Consider the following 18,521-nt stretch of genomic DNA (forward strand, 5'->3'; position numbering starts at 1 on the left):
CACAGGGCCATGATGACCTCCCGCACTGCCACGCTCGTCGGCCTCACTGCCATTCTGATGTGGTCGTTGCTGTCCGTCATGACGGTGGCATCAGGCCGCATGCCGCCGTTTCAATTGACCGCCATGACCTTCGCCATCGGTGCGCTGGCGGCGGCGCTCAGCTGGATCTGGCGCCCCGACGCGATTCGCGCGCTCCGGCAATCGCCGCTGACCTGGGCGGTCGGTGTCGGCGGCCTGTTCGGCTATCACGCGCTGTATTTCATCGCATTGCGCTTCGCGCCGCCGGCTGAGGCCGGATTGCTGAATTATCTCTGGCCGCTGCTGATCGTGTTGTTTTCATCGCTGCTGCCCGGGGAGCGTCTCTACCCGCATCACATGCTCGGCGCGCTGCTCGGCCTTGCCGGCACCGTGCTGCTGCTCTGGGGCAATGTCTCGTTGGATTTTTCGTCCGGCCATGCCGGCGGATATCTGGCGGCTTTCTGCGCCGCCTTCGTCTGGGCGGGCTATTCGGTGATGTCGCGGCGGCTCAAGGCGGTGCCGACCGATGCAGTGGCGGGATTCTGTTTTGCCACGGCCGTGCTCGCCGCTATCACGCATCTCGCCATCGAGACGACGATCTGGCCCGAGACAGTGCTGCAATGGCTGTCGGTCATCGCGCTCGGCGTGGGCCCGGTCGGCGCGGCGTTCTACACCTGGGACATCGGCATGAAACGCGGCGATATCCGCGTGCTGGGTGCAGCCTCCTATGCGACGCCGCTGCTATCGACCGGTTTCCTGATCCTGGCGGGCTTTGCGCAGGCAAGCGCCAATATCGCGCTGGCCGCCGCATTGATCGCCGGCGGCGGGCTGATCGCGGCCAGGGATATGTTCTGGCGGCGCAACTCCTAACCCTCATGGTGAGGAGGCGCGAAGCGCCGTCTCGAACCATGAGATGCCCGGCTCTGCGTGTGCGGCCATCCTTCGAAACGCGGCTCCGCGGCTGCTCAGGATGAGGGGAGAGTGCGCGGTGCTAGCCGCCCGGCTCCCAGCCCTTCGGCGCCAGTTCAAACGTCGCAAAGTCAAATCCTGGCGCCACCGTGCAGCCGACCAGAGTCCAGTCGCCGGTCGTCGATGCCGCCTGCCAGGCATGCGGCGGCACTATGCCTTGCGGCTGTTGGCCTGCTGCGAGATCCGGGCCCAGCGTGATCGCGCGCTGTCCGTTGTCGTCCGCGATCTCCAGCATCAGGGGCGCGCCGGCGTGATAGTGCCAGATCTCCACCGCATCGATACGATGCCAGTGCGATCGTTCGCCGGACGCCAGCAGGAAATAGATCGCTGTCGATGCCGCACGGCCATCGGCATCCGGACGGGCATCGCGAAACGTTTCCCGGTAATGCCCACCTTCCGGGTGCGGTTGCAGGCCGAGCGTTGCGATGATGTCGGCTGCGGTCGGCATCGTCACGACTTGTTCTTGCGCTCGCGCAACTCGCTGAACACGTCGTCCTCGCTATAGCCTTTGAGGCGCACGGCGGCGGCGATAGCGGGATCATCGGCGCGCAGGAACACATTGGTCTGCTTTTCCAGGCCGAGCAGCACGGGAATGGTCGGCTTGCCGGCTGCGCGCAGCTGCGTCACCTCATCGGAGCGCTTCTTCAGCGCCTCGTTATTGGCGTCGATGCCGAGGCAGAATTTCATGTTGGATGCGGTGTATTCATGGCCGCAATAGACACGGTAGTCGTCGGGCAACATGCGCAGCTTCTTCAGCGACTGCCACATCATCGGATAGGTGCCCTCGAACACCCGGCCACAACCGCCCGAGAACAGCGTGTCCGCAGAGAAGAGCGCCAGCTCGCTGTCGAACACGTAGCAGATGTGGTCCAGCGTATGGCCAGGCGTTTCAAACACACGCGCCACCAGCGCGCCGACCTGCACGGTGTCGCCTTCCGCGACACGGACATCCACATGCGGGATAGGAGTGCCCTGGTCGTGCGGCGCGGTCACCTTGCAGCCATAGGTCTTTTTCAGTTCGGCGATGCCACCGACATGGTCGGCATGATGATGGGTGACCAGAATATCGGTGAGCTTCCAGCCCTCGCGCTGCAGCACCTTCATAATGGGGCCGGCTTCGGGGGCGTCGATGGCCGCCGTCTTCAGGCTTTGCGGATCATGGATCAAATAGCCGAAATTGTCGGACAGGCAGGGGAACACGCGAATTTCAGCAGCCATGGTAACTCCGTTGACGTCTCTTGGACGCGCCCGCATCGCGGGGCGCGTGTCGTGATTGGCAGCGTTTTGCGCCTAGCGCGGCGGCGTCACGCATTGCCGTGAAGGTTGCTCGCCAATCTGCAGCGTAATCGTGGTCGTGCCCTTGCCGGCGATCAGGATATTGCCTTCGCCGTAACGAAAGCCCGAGCCGGAGCGCAGGATCGGCATGCGCAGCGATTCGCCATTGGGGTAGAATAATGTGATCGATTTGCCGCCAGAATTGTAATCCACCGAGATCTTGCTGCCGCCAGGCAGCGCTGGGTTGCACAGATAATCGACGGTCGCGGGGTTGGCGCGGGCCGGCAGCGCCGCCATCATCACAGCGGCCATGATCGCCGCTATTCCCGCGGATTTTTGAAGTCGCCGTGACACCATGCCGGTTCTCCAGGATTCTCGCCATGCAAGCTAGCCGCAGCCTGACGGGTTTTGTCAATTGCGCGCGCTCTGCGCCGCCATGTCGCCGACATAGAGCGTTAAGGTTGCGCCAAGCAATTCGCGATTTGAGGGATCGTGCACCAGATGTGGCATGGTAGAACGTATTCATGACCATTGATGTGATCGATCTCCGGGATTTCTATTCCCGCCGCCTCGGCATCGTGGCGCGGCGGCTGATCAATCGTGGCATCAAGGCGCATTGGCCCGATGCCGAAGGCCAGCGCGTGCTGGGCATCGGCTATCCCACGCCCTATCTCGGCCTGTTCCGGGAGAATGCCGAGCGCTGCATCGCGTTTATGCCAGCGGCGCAGGGGGTGCTGAAATGGCCCACGGCGAAGCCGGCCTTGGCCACCCTGGTGGATGAGATGTCGCTGCCGCTACCGGATGCGGCGGTGGACCGGATCATCCTCGTCCATGCGCTGGAAATCTCCGATGATCCCGAGGGCTTGTTGCGCGAAGTCTGGCGCGTGCTCGCCCCGTCCGGGAAGATGATCGCGATCATTCCGAATCGGCGTGGCGTGTGGACGCGCTCGGATTCGACGCCGTTCGGCCATGGCCGACCCTATTCGCGCTCGCAGATCACGCAGCTATTGCGGCAGACCTGGTTCACGCCGACCGCCTGGAGCGAGGCGCTGTTCATGCCGCCGGTCGGCATGGGTTGGTTTCTGCGCTCGGCGCTGATGTGGGAGCGCTTTGGCGCAGCGCTGTCGATGCCGTTTGCGGGGCTGCATATCGTCGAGGCCAGCAAACAGGTCTATCGCGCGCTCCCGGCGAAACGGGAACGGGCAAAACTTATTCCGGCGCTGCAGCCGGTGCTGGTGCCGAGTTCCGGGATGCGACGGGACAGTCAAGAATAGAAAACTCCGTCATTGCGAGGAGCCTCTTGGCGACGAAGCAATCCAGACCTTGCTTTGTGGCCCTCTGGATTGCTTCGTCGCTGCGCTCCTCGCAATGACGATCGGGGTCGATCAATCCTCGATCGACTTCTCGCTGGTGTCTGCCTTGCCGCGCGTCCAGTAACCAGCCGCCTTGGTCCACGACTTGTTGTGGCCGCGGGTGCCGGTGACATAGAGGCGCAGTTGGCGCGCAACCTGCGCTTCGGCGGCAATCCAGACAAAGCCTTCGCCTTGCGGGAAGGCGTAGCTTTCAAGTGCCGCCTGCAACTGAGCTGCATCGTCGCTCTTGGCGTCACGCGCGATCCATTGCGACGACCAATCGGCCTTCGTCGCAATGTTCTGCGCTTCACCGATGACAAAGCTCGCAACTGGTACACCCGGCCGTAGTTCTTCGAGCCGTCGTCCGATGGCGGGGAGTGCAGTCTCGTCGCCGATCAGGAGATACCAGTCGAAATCGTCCGGGATCACGGCGGAGCCGCGTGGGCCCCCGATTTGCAAGGTGTCACCGACCTTGGCGCTGGTTGCCCATGCCGTCGCAGGGCCTGCTTCGTGAAGGGCAAAGTCGAGGACGAGCGTGTTGTGCGCTGTGTCGAAGCTGCGCGGGGTGTATTCGCGCATTTCAGGCGTGTCGCCACTTCCCGGAAAGATCAGTTTGACGTGATCGTCGAATGACGCGCTGACGAAGTCGTGCAGCTCCGGTGAGGTCAGCGTGATGCGCTGCATCTGCGGGGTGAGGCGCTCGGTGGCGGAAACAGTGAGAAGGCGTCGGCGCAACTCGTGGCGGACGCGGGTAATTTCATGCTTGGTCAAGAAGGTGCAATCCATGGAGTGAAATCGAGGCAAGGCCTATGTGGCAATGATCCGGTTTCGCGCCAAGGCCGTCTCTTTAGAGACGCTCGACATTTCACGTTTCGCTTTATTGCTCGGCCAGCGGATGCAGGTCGCGGACCAGGCTCTTGAGCCGCTCTTCCACCACATGGGTGTAGATCTGGGTCGTCGAGATATCGGTATGGCCGAGCAGGGTCTGCACGATGCGCAGATCGGCGCCGTTGTGCAGCAGATGGCTGGCAAAGGCATGGCGCAGCACATGCGGTGATACCAGCCGCGGCGCGATGCCAGAGGCACTGGCGAGATCCTTCAGGTCGCGGGCGAAATGCTGGCGGGTGAGATGGCCGCTTTCGCCGGACGACGGAAACAGCCATTTTGACGTGGCACCTTTCTTCTCGCCCTTCTGCGTTTCGGCCATCACGGCAAGATACTCTGCCATGGCCGTCTTCGCCGTCTCATTCAACGGCACCAGCCGTTCCTTGTTACCCTTGCCGCGCACCACGATCATACGTGCATCGCGCCGCGCGGCCGTGATGGGCAGCGAGACCAGTTCGGAGACGCGGAGACCGGTGGCGTAGAGCACCTCCAGCAGGCAATAGAGCCGCGCATGGCGCAGCCGCTGCGGCAGCGTGGCCTCGGTGCTCTGGGCCATGCTGCGGCCCTGCACCAGCATGCGATCGACATCGGCGATCGACAGCACCTTTGGCAGGCTGCGGCCGCGCTTGGGGCCGGACAGGATGGCGGCGGGATCGTCGGTACGGATGTTCTCGCTCAGCATGAAGCGAAACAGGTGGCGCAGGGCGGACAGCCGGCGCGCCACGGTGGTCGATTTGAAGCCGCGATCGTCGAGGTCCTCAAGATAGTCGCGCAGCAACTGGGTATCGGCCGAACCGAAGCTGGATTTGGCACGGGCCGCGAACTCGGAAAAATCCTCGAGATCCCGGCGATATGCGTCGAGGGTGTTCGCGCCGGCGCCTTGCTCGGCGGCGAGCATGTCGAGGAACAGGGCGGACAGGCGGGCGTCGGACGGGATGCTCATGCGTGGGCCTCGAAGTGGACGCGCGGTTCTTTCCCTCCCCAAGCGGCACAGCCGCGCAGTGGGGAGGGTGGCGCGAAGCGCCGGGTGGGGCGCCCCACGTGACATCGGAGCGTGGGGCAGTCCCACCCTGACCCTCCCCGCTGCGCTTCGCTTGGGGGAGGGGACACGACGAGCGTGCCTAAACCCTATCCGCTATTTCTTGAGAAATTTGTCCGGCTGGACCGTGATCGTCATGTCCCGCGGCTTCGGATTGACGAAATTCGCCAGAGCGAAGATGGCGCCATAGATCACCCCGCCGATGACAGCGACGACCGTCAGGAAGCGGAACAGGCTGGGCATGGCTCGGGAACTCGGCGGATGGGGCGATTCGGGGCCGCCCGCGGTGGTCACCACGTTCGGATACAGATTGCACGAGGTGCTGGCAACGCTGCCTTCGGGGGTAGTATAAATGACAGGAATGGGGCAAATCGCTGCGATCCAGTGTCGCCCACTGATTTTACGAGTGTTTTTCTGATGTCCGAGACCGTTCTGCCAGCTCTGGCCGGCGCCACCCAGGAGGCCGCGATCGTCGCGGCGCTGGGCCGGCGCGCCGTGGTGCTGGTGGGCATGATGGGGGCGGGCAAGTCGACCATCGGCCGCCGCATGGCGATGCGGCTGCGGCTGCCCTTCATCGATGCCGACCACGAGATCGAGGCTGCAGCCGGCATGTCGATCCCGGATATTTTCGAGGTTCATGGCGAGCCGCATTTCCGCGACGGCGAGGCGCGGGTGATCGCGCGGTTGCTGGAGGGCGGGCCGATCCTGCTGGCCACGGGCGGCGGCGCCTTCATGCGCGATGACACCCGCCAGCGCATCCATGACAAGGCGATCTCGCTCTGGCTCAAGGCCGATGCGGATGTGATCCTGCGCCGGGTCAAGAAGCGCGAGAATCGTCCGCTGCTGAAGACGCCGGATCCGGCCGGCACCATCGCACGGCTGATCGAGGCGCGGCATCCGTTCTACGAACAGACCGACATCACCATCGATTCCCGCGACGTGCCGCACGAGAAGATCGTCGATGAGGCGATCGTGGCGCTGCATGAGCACCTGTTCCGCCCGCATACGGCATCCGCACTGCCGACCCCGGCCGGCGATCCCCTGAGCCCGAGTTTATGACCGCACCGCTGAAGAACGCCGATCTGATCACCGTCAATGTGGGATTGGGCGAACGCGCCTATGACATTGTCATCGGCCGCAACGTGTTGCCGTCTCTCGGCGCGCGCATCGCTGCGTTGCGGCCAGGCGCGCGCACGGCGATCGTCACCGACAAGACGGTCGCAAAACACTGGCTGAAGGGGACGGAAGAGTCGCTGGCTGCAGCCGGTATCCCGACTTCGCATATTGCAGTCGAGGAAGGCGAGGGCTCGAAGAGCTATGCCGGCCTCGAAACCGTGTCCGAAGCGCTGGTCGCTGCGAGGATCGAGCGCAACGATCTGGTGATCGCATTGGGTGGCGGCGTGGTCGGCGATCTCGCCGGCTTCGCAGCCTCGATCCTGCGTCGCGGCGTTGATTTCGTGCAGGTGCCGACATCGCTGCTGGCTCAGGTGGACTCGTCGGTTGGCGGCAAGACCGGTATCAACTCGCCGCAGGGCAAGAACCTGATCGGAGCCTTCCATCAGCCGTTGCTGGTGGTGGCGGACACGGCTGTGCTCGATACGCTGTCACCGCGCCAGTTCCGCGCCGGCTATGCGGAAGTCGCCAAATATGGCGTGCTCGGCGACGCCGCGTTCTTCGACTGGCTCGAAGCCAATCATGCTGACATCGTTCGCGGCGGTTCGGCGCGTGAACATGCCATCGCCACCTCATGTCGCGCCAAGGCCGGCGTGGTGTCGCGCGACGAGCGCGAGAATGGCGAGCGCGCGCTGCTCAATCTCGGTCATACCTTCGGTCATGCGCTGGAAGCCGTTACCGGTTTCTCCGATCGACTCTATCATGGCGAAGGTGTCTCCATCGGCATGGTGCTGGCCGCCGAATTCTCGGCGCAGCTTGGCATGATCGCGGTTGACGATGCTGCGCGCGTTGAACGCCATCTCATCGATGCCGGTCTGCCGACGCGTTTGCAGGACATTGCCGGCTTCACGCAGGAAGGTCTCGCGGACGCGGACCGGCTGATGGCGCTGATGGCGCAGGACAAGAAGGTGAAGCGCGGCAAGCTGACCTTCATTTTGCTCGAGGCCATCGGTCAGGCTGTCATCGCCAATGATGTCGATCCTGCTACGGTGCGCGACTTCCTGCATCGGAAGCTGACAGCGTAGAGTTTTTCTTTCCCGGGGTCGTCATTGCGAGCGTAGCGAAGCAATCCAGTCTTTCTTCGCCGCACTCTGGATTGCTTCGTCGCTGCGCTCCTCGCAATGACGAATAATTACGGAAGTTCCATGAGTTCGATCACCGTCAATATCCTGCTCGCTGTCTTCCTGCTCGCGGCCAATGCCTTCTATGTGGCTGCGGAATTCGCGCTGGTGAAAAGCCGCGGTTTTCGCGTCAAGGCGATGGCCGAGCGCAACAGTTTTGGCGCGCATCTGCTGCAGCGGATGATGAACAATATCGAGCCCTATCTCGCCTGCTGCCAGCTCGGCATCACCATGGCCTCGCTCGGCCTCGGCTGGGTGGGCGAGCCGACGGTGGCTGCATTGCTCAAGCCGGTGCTCGATCCGCTCGGCATGTCAGAATCGGCGCTGCACTTCACCTCGTTTCTGACAGGATTCCTCGTCTTCTCGTCATTGCATATCGTGATCGGCGAGCAGGTGCCGAAGACGCTGGCGATCCGCCAGCCCGAGCCGGTGTCGCAATGGATCGCCTATCCACTCTATGTCTCCTATATCGTTTTCTTTCCGTTGAACTGGTTGCTCAACGCGGCTTCGCGCGGCGTACTGTCGATGATCGGCGTCAAGGAAGCGTCGCCCCATGAGATTCTCACCGGCGTCGAAATCGAGGGGCTTGTCGGTCAGTCCGCCGAACATGGTGGCATCGAGAGCGGCGAGGCCGAATATCTGCAGAACGTGTTTCGGTTCGGCGAACTCGCCGTCTCCGACGTGATGGTCCATCGCACGGCGATGACCATGCTGAATGCCGATCTTCCGTCGGAAGAACTGGTGCGTGAGGTGCTCTCCACCGAATACACCCGCATTCCGCTGTGGCGCGAGAAGCCGGAAAACATCGTCGGAGTCCTGCATGCGAAGGATCTGCTCCGTGCAATCCGCGCCGCCGAAGGTGATACGTCGAAAATTGATGTTGCCTCCATCGCATCGCCGCCGTGGTTCGTGCCGGAGATGCGGCCGCTATCAGATCAGCTGAAGGCCTTCCGCCGCCGCAAGACACACTTCGCCCTCGTCGTCGATGAATATGGCGAAGTGGAAGGCATGGTGACGCTGGAAGACATCCTCGAGGAAATCGTCGGCGATATTTCCGACGAACATGACGACGTCGTCGCCGGCGTGCGCGCGCAGGCGGATGGCTCCGTGGTGGTGGATGGCTCGGTGCCGATCCGCGATCTCAACCGTGTGATGGATTGGCATCTGCCGGATGATGAGGCGGTGACGGTGGCCGGTCTCGTGATTCACGAGGCACGCTCGATCCCGGAGCGCGGCCAGAGTTTTACCTTCTACAACTTCCGCTTCCGCGTATTGCGCCGTGAGCGCAACCGGATCACGGCGCTGCGTATCGGTCCGGTGCCGGTCGAACCGCAGCAAGTGCCGGAAAAGAAGCGGCGCGCGGGTGCTTCGTTCTAACCCGGTCCGGTTCTTGCTTTTGAACCTGTGAATGCCGCGCGATGCGCGGGACAACGGGAGCGAGCGATGAACAAGTCTGTGCGATGGGCGTGCGTGCTGGCCGGTCTACTACTGTCGTCTGCGGCCGATGCCGACATCTATCCGTCAAAGCCGATCAAGGCGGTCAATCCTTTCGGAGCGGGTAGTGCCGGAGACGTCGTCCCGCGGCTGTTCTTCGAGCGCCTGAGCGCCGAACTCGGACAGCCGATCGTGATTGAAAACCGTGTCGGTGCCGGTGGTTCGGTCGGTACCGGTGCCGTGGCGAAGAGCGATCCGGATGGATACACGCTGCTGTCGCAGACCAATGCGATCGCAATCGCACCAGCCATTTTCAACAATCTCACATACGACACCACGAAGGATCTCACCTCGGTGGTGATGATCGGCTATGCGGCGAATGTGATGATCGTGCCGAATGAACGGCCGTGGAAGACCGTGCAGGACTTTCTCGCCGCGGCGAAGGTCAAGGGCACAGTGATCAATTACGGCTCGGTGGGCGTGGGCAGCGCCGTGCATATCAGTTCGGAAAAGTTTCGTGCGGCTGCCGGCTTCCAGGCGACGCATATCCCCTATCGCGGGGGCTCCGAAGTCATCACGGATATTATCGGTGGGCGCATCGATTTTTATTTCTGCCCGATCGCCACGGCCCTGCCGCTGATCCGCGAGGGGCAGGTGCGTGCATTGGTGGTGTCAACGCCGACACGTGCGCGCGATCTGCCTGAGGTGCCGACGCCCCTCGATGCCGGCCTCAAGGATGCCGATAGTTCGATCTGGTTCGGCGTCTTCGTGCCGTCGAAGACACCGCCGGCCATCGTCGAGAAGCTCTATCAGTCCGGGACCAAGGTACTCAATGCGCCGGAGACCCAGGCCAGCCTGAAGAAGATCGGCATCGAGCCGATGCCCCTGAAGTCGGCCGAGATGGATGCGCTGCTCGCCCGCGAGATTTTGGCCAACAAGGAATTGCTCAAGGGCGAGGCCGCAAAGTGACGGTGTGAAAGGCTCCCCGCGCGGTCTGCTTCTTGCATTGTATGCAAGATTGACCCGAAGATCGGGCTGCCGTCCAACCGGACGGCAGGATTGGAGCGCGTGATGAGAACGTTTCTGCGATGGTCCTGTGTCCTGACGAGCGTATTGCTGTGCTCGGCAGCCCAGGCCGAAACCAACTGGCCGAACCGGCTGATCAAGGCCGTCATTCCCTTCGGGCCGGGCAGCGCGACCGACGTGGTGCCGCGGATTTTCTTTGAACGGCTCGGGCCCGAACTGGGCCAGACCATCGTCGTCGAAAACCGCGTGGGTGGCGGCGGCGCCGTCGGGACCGCAGCGGTCGCGAAGGCCGAGCCTGATGGTTACACGGTGCTGGCGCATTCTTCGGCCCTGGCGATTACGCCGGCCATCAATGCGAACCTGCCCTACGACACGACAAAAGACTTGTCGTCTGTGATCATGATCGGGGCGAGCCCGCAGATCATGATCATTCCAAAGGATCGGCCGTGGAAGACGGTGGATGATTTCCTGAAGGATGCCAAGGCCAAGGGTTCGTCGATCAATTTCGGTTCGGTCGGCATCGGCAGCGCCGTGCATATCAGCGCCGAGAAATTCCGCCGGGCTGGCAACTTCGAGGCAACCCACATTCCCTATCGCGGCGGGCCGGAAGTGATCGCCGACATTCTCGGCGGGCGCATCGATTTCTACTTCTGTCCGGCGGCGACGGCCTTGCCGCTCATCCGCGAAGGGCAGGTACGTGCCCTTGTTGTCTCGACAGAGAAGCGTTCGGCTGAGTTGCCCGATGTGCCGTCGTTGGCCGAAGTGGGGCTCAAGGATGGCGTGAGCGATAGCTGGATCGGCGTATTCGTGCCGTCGAAGACGCCGCGCGAGATCGTGGACAAGATGCGCGATGCGGGCCTGAAAGTGTTGGCCAAGCCGGAGATGCAGGCGGCACTGAAGAAGATCGGCGTCGAACCGGTGCCGATGACGACGAAGGAGATGGACGACATGGTGGCGAAGGAAGTCGCCGCCAATCTCGTGCTGCTCAAGACAGAAAAATAGCGTGTTGTCCGGATGGAGCGCTGCTCCATCCGGACTGTCGGGCGGCTGTCAGGCCTCGATATCCATGCGAACGAGAATGCGCTCGGCGCTGTCGTTCCAGACATCCATCTTCACGATCTTGCCGTCGCGCACCACGAAGCGATCGACATAGCGATTGCCTTCGAAGGTGGTGCCGTCGTGCCATTCGCCATACAGCGTGCCGGTGTTGTAGACGACCGTCTCGCCGTCACCAGGCGCCACGTCGGTACGCTCCATCTTCTTCTTCACCCATTTGTAGCGCATGGCGTTAAAGGCGGTGGCGTCGCGCGGGTGCTTGAACTTGCGGCCGCCTGTGAATGTGATGTCCACATCGGCCGACATGAAGGTCCCGGCGGTTTCGGGATCTGGGATCATTGACGCGACCAGAAAGCGCTCGACCAATGCGGCGTCGTCGGTAAGGGGCGCGGTTGCTGATGGTTGCGACATCGGTTGTCTCCTGAAATCGAGGCTGGCGACATCCTAGCAAAGCAAGGAATAGATTGCATTCATTGGGCGTCCTAAATTGTATGCACTTCGTCCTGTAGCAGCCTGAAAAATGGGCGCCTCTAGCCGCTTGAAGTTCAATATCCCTTTAAATTTCAATCGATTGTGGCCTGTCCTGATCGCATGCGCATTGGCGTATCTCTTGCTTTCGGCTACACCGGGTCGGCCGTGAGATGGCCCACCGCGTGCCTTCAGGAGCCTCCATGACGTTCGACCTTATTCTACGCAATGCCCGCATCGTGGATCGGCCGGAAAGCCCTCTCGATATCGGCATCAAGGATGGCCGCTTCGCCGCCATCGAGGTCGGATTGCCCAGGGGCGAAGCGCCGGATCAGAACCTGCACGGCCGGTTGGTGCTGCCGGGCTTTGTCGAAACCCATCTGCATCTCGACAAATCTTGCCTGCTCGGCCGCTGCAATTGCGACAGCGGAACGGTGCAGGAAGCGGTGGCGGAGGTCGCCAAGGCCAAACGTGATTTCACCGAGGAAGACGTCTATCGCCGCGCCGCGCGCACGCTGGAAAAGGCGATCAGCCACGGTACCAATCTGATGCGCACCCATGTGGAGGTCGATCCGCGCGTTGGCCTCACCAGCTTTCGCGCGCTCAAAAAATTGAAGCAGGATTATGCCTGGGCGATTGATCTGCAGCTTTGCGTCTTTCCGCAGGAGGGACTGCTCGACGATCCCGGCTGCGAGGAGGTGATGCTGCAGGCGCTGCGCGAGGGTGCCGATGTGGTCGGCGGCGTGCCTTATCTGGACCGGGATGCCCATGGTCAGATCGCCAAAATTTTCCAAATGGCGCGGGAGTTCGACGTCGATATCGACTTCCATCTCGATTTCGATCTCGATCCTGCGCATGCCAATTTCGGCGAAGTGTGTCGTCAGGCCCAAGCCACCGGCTGGGGCGGCCGTGTCGCCATCGGCCATGCGACAAAACTCTCGGCGATGCCGCGTGCGGATTTCGAAGCTGCCGCGCGTCGGCTGGCTGATGCCGGCGTTGCCGTCACCGTATTACCGGCAACAGATCTGTTTCTCACTGGCCGTGATCACGATCATAACGTGCCGCGCGGCGTCACGCCGGCGCATCGCTTGCGGGCGCTTGGTGTGACGGCGAATATCTCCACCAACAATGTGCTGAATCCCTTCACGCCATTCGGCGACGTGTCGTTGATCCGCATGATCAATCTCTATGCCAATGTCGCGCAGATCGGCCGCACCGAGGAACTTGCCGCTTGCCTCGACATGGTGACGTCGGAATCGGCTCGGCTGCTGAACACGAAGGACTACGGCATTGCCGTCGGCCATTCGGCCGATCTCGTGGTGCTGGATTGCGAGACCAAGGCCGAGGCGGTATGCGAGATCGCGCAGCCGGTGTTCGGCTTCAAGAACGGGATCCGCACCTTCGTCAGGCCGGCTGCAAGCCTGCTGAAGCCGGTTTGATAAGGAACTACCGATGCCGACCAACGATACACTTGGCGCTTTTGTGGACCATGGCCGCATCGAGGTGCAGCCGACGCGAGAAGGTGCGCTAACGGGGCTGACCTTTGCCCTGAAGGACGTGTTCGATCTCGCCGGCGTGCCGACCGCGGCTGGCAATCCGGAATGGCTGGCGACGCATCCGGTGCCGACACAATCCACGCCCGCGGCCGATCGTCTGCTTGGTGCCGGCGCGAAGCTTGTCGGCAAGACGCATACGGACGAATTGGCGTGGAGCCTCAATGGCGAGAACGCGCATTACGGCACGCCGGTGAATCCGGCCGCGCCCGGCCGCATTCCCGGTGGTTCGTCGAGCGGTTCGGCCGCGGCGACGGCGGGCGGGCTCGTTGATTTCGCCATCGGCTCCGACACTGGCGGTTCGGTGCGTTTGCCCGCGAGCTATTGCGGCATCTATGGCATCCGCACCACCCATGGCCGTATTCCGCTTGATGGCGCCGTGCCGCTGGCGCCGAGTTATGATGTGCTCGGCTGGTTTGCGCGATCGCCCGAATTGATGCTGAAGGTCGGCAATGTGTTGCTCGATCGCGTCCGTGCGCCGCGCAAGCCGAAGAAACTGCTCATTGCGCGTGATCTGTTTGCTGCGGTGGATGTGACAGTGCGCGATGCACTGCAGCCGGCGGTCGATCGCCTGATCGCACTGGTGGGGAGCAGCGAAGAGGTCGATGTCATCGGTGGCGAACGCGACGCGTGGCGCAATGCGTTTCGCGTGTTGCAGTCGGAAGAAGCCTGGGCGGTGCAGGGCGAATGGATCACGGCGGTGAAGCCGTCATTCGGCCCCGGCGTAAAAGAGCGCTTTGCTGCGGCGGCGGTGATGGATCCGGCCGAGATCGCAGCGGCCAAACCGTTGCGTCAGTCCATCATCAACAGGATCAACGTACTGCTCGCGGATGACGCGATCCTCGTGCTGCCGACGGCACCGGGCATTGCACCGCTGCGACAGACGCCCGATGCAGTGCTCGATGTCTTCCGCGCGCGTGCGATCGAGCTGCTCTGTGTCGCCGGCCATGCCGGCACGCCGCAACTGTCGATGCCGGTGGCAACACTGGATGGTTGCCCGATCGGCCTGTCAATTATGGCCGCACGCGATTGCGACGAGGATCTGCTGTCGCTGGCGGTGGAGTTGGGCAAGGTCTGACGACCTCTCCGATGTCATCCCCGCGAAAGCGGGGATCCATAGACACCGTCGTCGTGTCGAATGATTGGCCTCTCGGTTCAGCGTGCCAGACCTCTTCGGAGGTCATGGGTCCCCGCTCCGCGCACGCCTTCGCGTGCTAGGCGGGGACGACAGGGGCATTACCGCCCCTTGCCATTTCCCTTTTCCGCCGCCCTGCGCATCGCTTCCGCAAATGCACCGCCGCCCGCTTCCGGCTTGCCGGGCGCGCGCGACGTCATGTTGCGTTCGCTGAAACGCGGTCCGCGATCAGCCTTCGGGCGATCTTCCTTGGCGCCGATCGGATCGTCCATGCGGAGCGACAGCGCGATGCGTTTGCGATCGACCTCGACCTCCAGCACCTTCACCTTGACGATATCGCCAGGCTTCACCACCTCGCGCGGATCCTTGATGAAGGTCCTGGACATCGCCGAGATGTGGATCAGGCCATCCTGATGCACGCCGACATCGACGAAGGCGCCGAAGGCGGCCACGTTGGTGACTGTGCCTTCGAGGATCATGCCGGGCTTGAGGTCCGACACCTTCTCGACACCTTCCATGAACACCGCAGCCTTGAAGGCGGGGCGGGGATCGCGGCCGGGCTTTTCGAGTTCTTTCAGGATGTCGGTGACCGTCGGCAGACCAAACGTATCATCGACAAAGCTCTTCGGTTGCACTTTTCGCAACACCTCGGCATTGCCGATCAGCGCGTGGATATCGCTCTTGGTGGCTTCGAGAATCTTGCGCACCAGCGGATAGGCTTCCGGATGCACGCCGGATTTATCGAGCGGATCTTCACTGTCATTGATGCGCAGGAAGCCGGCGCATTGTTCGAAGGCCTTTGGGCCGAGACGGGGCACATCCTTCAGTCCCTTGCGCGACTTGAACGGGCCGTTGGCATCGCGGTGCTGCACGATGCTCTGGGCGAGGCCGGAGCCGATGCCCGACACGCGCGCCAGCAGAGGGGCAGATGCGGTGTTGAGATCAACGCCGACGCCATTCACGCAGTCTTCAACGACCGCATCGAGCGAGCGGGCGAGCTTGCTCTCGCCGAGATCGTGCTGGTATTGGCCGACGCCGATCGCCTTCGGATCGATCTTCACCAGCTCCGCCAGCGGGTCCTGCAGGCGGCGCGCAATGGAGACGGCGCCGCGCAGCGTCACGTCGAGCTCGGGCAGTTCTTCCGATGCGAAGGCCGAGGCCGAATAGACCGACGCGCCGGCTTCCGACACCACGATCTTTGTCATCTTCAGATCCGGCAGCAGCTTGAGCAGATCACTCGCCAGCTTGTCGGTCTCGCGCGAGGCGGTGCCGTTGCCGATGGCGATCAGTTCGACCTTGTGCTGCACGGCCAGCTTGCCGAGCGTCGCCAGGGCCGCATCCCACTGCCGTTGCGGCTCATGCGGGAAGATCGCCGTCGTCGCGACGACCTTGCCGGTGGCATCGATGATCGCGGTCTTCACGCCCGAGCGGAAACCGGGATCGAGCCCCATGGTAACGCGCGCACCGGCGGGGGCTGCGAGCAGGAGATCGCGCAGGTTGGAGGCGAACACGCGCACGCCTTCCTCTTCCGCCGAGGTCCACAGCCGCATGCGCAGATCGATATTTAGATGCACCTGGATCTTTGTGCGCCAGGCCCAGCGCACGGTGTCGGTCAGCCACTTGTCGCCGGGGCGGCCTTTGTCCGACACGCCGACGCGCTGCATGATCTTCATTTCATACGAGCTTGGCGTGGTTGATGGCACCGGCACGGCTGGCACCGGCTCGGGCTGCATCGCGAGATCCAGCACTTCTTCCTTCTCGCCGCGGAACAGTGCCAGCACGCGATGCGACGGCAGCTTGTGCAGCGGCTCGGAGAAATCGAAATAGTCCTTGAACTTCTCGCCCTCGGCCTTCTTGCCGTCGCGCACCTTCGAGGCCATCACGCCATTCGACCACATCTGCTCGCGCAGCGCGCCGATGAGATCGGCGTCTTCGGCAAAGCGCTCGACAAGGATCGCGCGCGCGCCATCGAGTGCGGCGGTGACGTCGGCGACCTGCTTGTCGGCATCGACATAGGCTTCGGCCATCACCTTCGGATCGTTCTGCGGCTCGGCGAGCAGCACATCGGCCAGCGGCATCAGGCCGGCTTCCTTGGCGATCTCCGCCTTGGTGCGGCGCTTCGGCTTGAACGGCAGATAGATGTCTTCGAGGCGGCCCTTGGTGTCGGCAGTCATGATGGCGGTCTCGACGGTGGCATCGAGCTTGCCCTGTTCGCGCACCGATTCCAGGATCACCTTGCGGCGGTCTTCCAGCTCGCGCAGATAGGTCAGGCGTTCTTCCAGCGTGCGCAGCTGCGCGTCGTCGAGACCGCCGGTGATTTCCTTGCGGTAGCGCGCGACGAACGGCACGGTTGCACCTCCGTCCAGCAGTTCCACCGTCGCCGCGACCTGCTGTTCGCGCACGCCAAGTTCGTCTGCGATCTTTAGATTGATGTTTGCCACGCGTAGCCATTCCTTCGAAAGTCTGTGGCGGTCATCCCGCCGTCGTAACCGCGTTATTGACCGGCATTCGGCGATTCATCAACCCCGATCGCGGCGGCAGAATGTTCTGTGGATCGCCTGTTCCGCTTTGAAAATGCTTCCGGATTTCCGGATGATTGCGTGCCTTGCAGCTATGCGGCTGTGCAAAAATATAGTGCTGGATCGTCTGCCGCGAACTGTGTAGACGGACGCTCCTTTTGGAGCGGTCATGTCGATTTGCGGTCTGGATTTTGGAACGTCGAACACGACGCTCGGCACCATCAACAATGACGTCCCGGTTCTGGCTGCGCTGGAGGATGCGCATGTCACGATTCCGAGCGCCATTTTCTACAAGGCCGATAGCGGCGCCTTTATCGGGCGCAAGGCGATGGAAGCCTATGTGGAGGGCGTCTCCGGCCGCCTGATGCGCAGCCTGAAATCGGTGCTCGGCACCTCGCTGATCGACGAGACCACGCGGGTCGGGCGCGAGCGCATCGGATTTCGCAGCGTCATCGGCAATTACATCGGCGCCGTGAAGCGCCGTGCGGAAGCAGCATCCGGCGTTGAATTGCACAAGGTTGTGCACGGCCGCCCCGTGTTCTTCGTCGACGACAATCCGGCCGGCGACCGCAAGGCCGAGGATGTGCTGCTCGGCATCGCCAAGGACATCGGCTTTACCGACGTCTCGTTCCAGTTCGAGCCGATCGCGGCGGCGCTGGATTACGAACGCCAGATCAAGTCGGAAGAGATTGCGCTGATCGCCGATATCGGCGGCGGTACGTCGGATTTCTCCATCGTGCGCCTGTCTCCGGAGCGGCACCGCCATGCCGATCGCAAGGACGACATTCTTGCCAATGACGGCGTGCGCATCGGCGGCACCGATTTCGATCGGCATCTGAGCCTCGGCGTCGTGATGCCGCTGCTCGGCTATCGCTCGGCAATGAAGCGTGCGGGCCTCGACGTGCCGTCGGGCTATTTCCACGACCTTGCCACCTGGTCGAGCATCAACCGGATGTATGATTCCAAGGTGATGAACGAGATCCGGCAGGTGCGCTTCGAGGCTCAGCAGCCGGAATTGCTGGACCGTCTTGTGCGCGTGCTGGAGGAGCAGCGCGGTCACACCCTGGCGATGGAGGTGGAGGGGGCCAAGATCGGTCTGTCCGACAGTCCGAAATCGAGCATTCCGCTGAGCTGGCTGGAGCCAGGCCTCAAGGCCGGCATGGCACGCAAGGAACTCGTCAGCCATACTCAGACGTTGGCCGATCGCATCCATGCGCGGATCGGCATCTGTCTCGCGCAGGCGAAACTGAAGCCGGAGAATATCGACGCGGTATTCCTGACCGGTGGCTCGGTGCAGCTTGCGCATGTCCGCAAGGCGATCCTCGGCGCGCTTCCGGCCGCGCGCGCCATCGATGGCGATACCTTTGGCGCCGTCGGCAAGGGGCTGACCATCGAGGCCAACAGGCGTTACGGCTAATTCGCCGCCTGTGGCTCATGGGGCACAGGGCCTGTCGAAAGCTTGCTGCCACCGGCATATGCCGGTTATCGAACTCGCCGC

General features: G+C 62.7%; 18 protein-coding genes. 10 read left to right on the forward strand and 8 right to left on the reverse strand.

Translation table 11 applies throughout. The features are described 5' to 3' along the window. The first annotated feature begins 12 nt into the window (after nucleotides 1–12). The gene (yddG, locus tag AC1RQ5_RS07445) at nucleotides 13–888 is read left to right on the forward strand and encodes an aromatic amino acid exporter YddG (RefSeq protein ID WP_493203344.1); all 876 of its coding nucleotides are present in this window, start codon (nucleotides 13–15) and stop codon (nucleotides 886–888) included. A 121-nt stretch (nucleotides 889–1,009) separates the two neighbouring features. Here the strand turns inward: yddG and AC1RQ5_RS07450 are convergent, their stop codons facing one another. The 3 genes from AC1RQ5_RS07450 to AC1RQ5_RS07460 form a co-directional block, all read right to left on the reverse strand. Further along, nucleotides 1,010–1,435: a cupin domain-containing protein gene (locus AC1RQ5_RS07450; protein WP_493203345.1), complete on the reverse strand. Its 426-nt coding sequence runs from the start codon at nucleotides 1,433–1,435 to the stop codon at nucleotides 1,010–1,012. Between the two features lie 2 nt (nucleotides 1,436–1,437). Further along, entirely contained in the window at nucleotides 1,438–2,205 is a 768-nt protein-coding gene (gene gloB / locus AC1RQ5_RS07455; protein WP_398475519.1) for a hydroxyacylglutathione hydrolase, read from the reverse strand. Nucleotides 2,206–2,277: 72 nt separating this feature from the next. Next, the gene (locus AC1RQ5_RS07460) at nucleotides 2,278–2,574 is read right to left on the reverse strand and encodes an MliC family protein (RefSeq protein WP_493197958.1); all 297 of its coding nucleotides are present in this window, start codon (nucleotides 2,572–2,574) and stop codon (nucleotides 2,278–2,280) included. A 212-nt stretch (nucleotides 2,575–2,786) separates the two neighbouring features. Here AC1RQ5_RS07460 and AC1RQ5_RS07465 point away from each other — a divergent pair, with 212 nt between their 5' ends. Further along, on the forward strand, nucleotides 2,787–3,536 hold the full coding sequence (locus AC1RQ5_RS07465; protein ID WP_493197960.1) for a methyltransferase domain-containing protein: 750 nt from the start codon (nucleotides 2,787–2,789) through the stop codon (nucleotides 3,534–3,536). 111 nt (nucleotides 3,537–3,647) lie between these two features. Here the strand turns inward: AC1RQ5_RS07465 and AC1RQ5_RS07470 are convergent, their stop codons facing one another. From AC1RQ5_RS07470 to AC1RQ5_RS07480, 3 genes are all read right to left on the reverse strand, one after another. After that, nucleotides 3,648–4,385 carry a siderophore-interacting protein gene (locus tag AC1RQ5_RS07470; protein WP_493197961.1) on the reverse strand — a complete coding sequence of 246 codons (738 nt, stop codon included), beginning with the start codon at nucleotides 4,383–4,385 and terminating at the stop codon, nucleotides 3,648–3,650. A gap of 106 nt (nucleotides 4,386–4,491) precedes the next feature. Then, a complete protein-coding gene (gene xerD, locus AC1RQ5_RS07475; RefSeq protein WP_398475525.1) occupies nucleotides 4,492–5,442 on the reverse strand; it encodes a site-specific tyrosine recombinase XerD in 951 nt (316 codons plus the stop codon). 192 nt (nucleotides 5,443–5,634) lie between these two features. After that, the gene (locus tag AC1RQ5_RS07480; protein ID WP_398475527.1) at nucleotides 5,635–5,781 is read right to left on the reverse strand and encodes a histidine kinase; all 147 of its coding nucleotides are present in this window, start codon (nucleotides 5,779–5,781) and stop codon (nucleotides 5,635–5,637) included. A gap of 174 nt (nucleotides 5,782–5,955) precedes the next feature. Here AC1RQ5_RS07480 and AC1RQ5_RS07485 point away from each other — a divergent pair, with 174 nt between their 5' ends. The 5 genes from AC1RQ5_RS07485 (at nucleotide 5,956) to AC1RQ5_RS07505 (ending at nucleotide 11,294) form a co-directional block, all read left to right on the forward strand. After that, complete coding sequence (locus AC1RQ5_RS07485) at nucleotides 5,956–6,597, forward strand: shikimate kinase (RefSeq protein WP_398475529.1); 642 nt, start codon at nucleotides 5,956–5,958, stop codon at nucleotides 6,595–6,597. Further along, nucleotides 6,594–7,736, forward strand: coding sequence for a 3-dehydroquinate synthase (gene aroB, locus AC1RQ5_RS07490; protein WP_493197964.1), 1,143 nt, complete (start codon nucleotides 6,594–6,596; stop codon nucleotides 7,734–7,736). Before AC1RQ5_RS07485 ends, aroB begins: the two co-directional genes overlap by 4 nt. 120 nt (nucleotides 7,737–7,856) lie before the next feature. Continuing rightward, nucleotides 7,857–9,209, forward strand: coding sequence for a hemolysin family protein (locus AC1RQ5_RS07495; RefSeq protein ID WP_493197966.1), 1,353 nt, complete (start codon nucleotides 7,857–7,859; stop codon nucleotides 9,207–9,209). Between the two features lie 66 nt (nucleotides 9,210–9,275). Continuing rightward, complete coding sequence (locus AC1RQ5_RS07500) at nucleotides 9,276–10,235, forward strand: Bug family tripartite tricarboxylate transporter substrate binding protein (protein WP_493197968.1); 960 nt, start codon at nucleotides 9,276–9,278, stop codon at nucleotides 10,233–10,235. A 102-nt stretch (nucleotides 10,236–10,337) separates the two neighbouring features. Next, nucleotides 10,338–11,294: a Bug family tripartite tricarboxylate transporter substrate binding protein gene (locus AC1RQ5_RS07505; protein WP_493197970.1), complete on the forward strand. Its 957-nt coding sequence runs from the start codon at nucleotides 10,338–10,340 to the stop codon at nucleotides 11,292–11,294. A 48-nt stretch (nucleotides 11,295–11,342) separates the two neighbouring features. On the opposite strand, the gene AC1RQ5_RS07510 is transcribed toward AC1RQ5_RS07505, so the two are convergent. Then, on the reverse strand, nucleotides 11,343–11,759 hold the full coding sequence (locus AC1RQ5_RS07510; RefSeq protein ID WP_398475536.1) for a nuclear transport factor 2-like protein: 417 nt from the start codon (nucleotides 11,757–11,759) through the stop codon (nucleotides 11,343–11,345). A gap of 260 nt (nucleotides 11,760–12,019) precedes the next feature. Here AC1RQ5_RS07510 and AC1RQ5_RS07515 point away from each other — a divergent pair, with 260 nt between their 5' ends. Together AC1RQ5_RS07515 and AC1RQ5_RS07520 are read left to right on the forward strand one after the other, a co-directional pair. After that, complete coding sequence (locus tag AC1RQ5_RS07515; RefSeq protein ID WP_493197972.1) at nucleotides 12,020–13,255, forward strand: amidohydrolase family protein; 1,236 nt, start codon at nucleotides 12,020–12,022, stop codon at nucleotides 13,253–13,255. A 13-nt stretch (nucleotides 13,256–13,268) separates the two neighbouring features. After that, nucleotides 13,269–14,447, forward strand: a complete 1,179-nt coding sequence (locus AC1RQ5_RS07520; RefSeq protein WP_493197974.1) for an amidase — start codon at nucleotides 13,269–13,271, stop codon at nucleotides 14,445–14,447. A gap of 158 nt (nucleotides 14,448–14,605) precedes the next feature. On the opposite strand, the gene AC1RQ5_RS07525 is transcribed toward AC1RQ5_RS07520, so the two are convergent. Continuing rightward, nucleotides 14,606–16,945, reverse strand: a complete 2,340-nt coding sequence (locus tag AC1RQ5_RS07525) for a Tex family protein (protein WP_493197975.1) — start codon at nucleotides 16,943–16,945, stop codon at nucleotides 14,606–14,608. A 247-nt stretch (nucleotides 16,946–17,192) separates the two neighbouring features. On the opposite strand from AC1RQ5_RS07525, the gene AC1RQ5_RS07530 reads away from it, so the two are divergent. Further along, on the forward strand, nucleotides 17,193–18,440 hold the full coding sequence (locus AC1RQ5_RS07530; RefSeq protein ID WP_493197977.1) for an Hsp70 family protein: 1,248 nt from the start codon (nucleotides 17,193–17,195) through the stop codon (nucleotides 18,438–18,440). The last annotated feature ends 81 nt before the right edge of the window (nucleotides 18,441–18,521 follow it).

The sequence above is a fragment of the Tardiphaga sp. GW821-FHT12E02 genome, from assembly GCF_058807155.1.